Here is a 1,086-nt window from a genome sequence, read left to right as displayed (position 1 = left end):
CCGATGGGCTGGGACGCCTTCGGGATGCCCGCCGAGAACGCCGCGATGGACAATAACGGCCATCCGAAGGACTGGACCTACGGCAACATCGCCGTGATGAAGGACCAGATGAAGCCGCTCGGCCTCTCGATCGACTGGTCGCGCGAATTCGCGACCTGCGACCCGGACTATTACGGCCAGCAGCAGGCGATGTTCATCGACATGCTCGAGGCCGGTCTCGTCTATCGCAAGAACGCGGTGGTGAACTGGGACCCGGTCGACATGACCGTGCTGGCCAATGAGCAGGTGATCGACGGCAAGGGCTGGCGCTCTGGCGCGGAAGTCGAACGCCGCGAGCTGACGCAGTGGTTCTTCAAGATCTCCGACTATGCCGAGGAATTGCTCGACGCGCTCGACAACCTCAAGGACTGGCCCGAGAAGGTGCGCCTGATGCAGGCCAACTGGATCGGCAAGTCGCGCGGTCTGCAATTCGCCTTCTCGACCGTCGATGCGCCGGAAGGCTTCGACCGGCTCGAAGTCTACACCACCCGCCCCGACACGCTGCGCGGCGCGAGCTTCGCGGCGATCTCGCCCGATCACCCGCTCGCCAAGCATCTGGAGCGGCACGATCCCAAGGTCGCGGAATTCGTCGCGAAATGCCGCGCAGGCGGCACGACCGAGGAAGCCATCGAGACGGCCGAGAAGCTGGGGATGGATACCGGCATCAAGGTCCGCCACCCGCTCGACACGAGCTGGGAACTCCCGGTCTATATCGCGAACTTCATCTTGATGGATTACGGCACGGGCGCCATCTTCGGCTGCCCGGCGCATGACGCGCGCGACTTCGAATTCGCGACGAAATACGAGCTGCCGATCACGCCCGTCTTCGAGCCGGTCGAGGGTGACTATCCCGAGGCCGAATACGTTCCGCTGAAATCCGAGAAAGTCCGCTACATCCGTGGTTTCGCGGGCGACGAAGTGCAGACCGGCGAAGAGGGCGTCGCGAGTGCGATCGCCTTCTGTGAGGAAAACGGCATCGGTCAGGGCGTGACCAAGTTCCGCCTGCGCGACTGGGGCCTGAGCCGCCAGCGCTACTGGGGCTGCCCG

At 64.2% G+C, this 1,086-nt stretch carries 1 protein-coding gene; it reads left to right on the top strand.

The genetic code is table 11. The annotated features are described in order from the left end of the window. A partial coding sequence (locus B3D39_RS10935; RefSeq protein WP_286789678.1) for a class I tRNA ligase family protein occupies positions 1 to 1,086 on the top strand: 1,086 nt, incomplete at both ends.

Source organism: Thioclava sp. UBA3469, assembly GCF_002378135.1.
GTDB lineage: Bacteria > Pseudomonadota > Alphaproteobacteria > Rhodobacterales > Rhodobacteraceae > Thioclava > Thioclava sediminum.
This window is presented reverse-complemented; position numbering and strand designations above follow the sequence as displayed.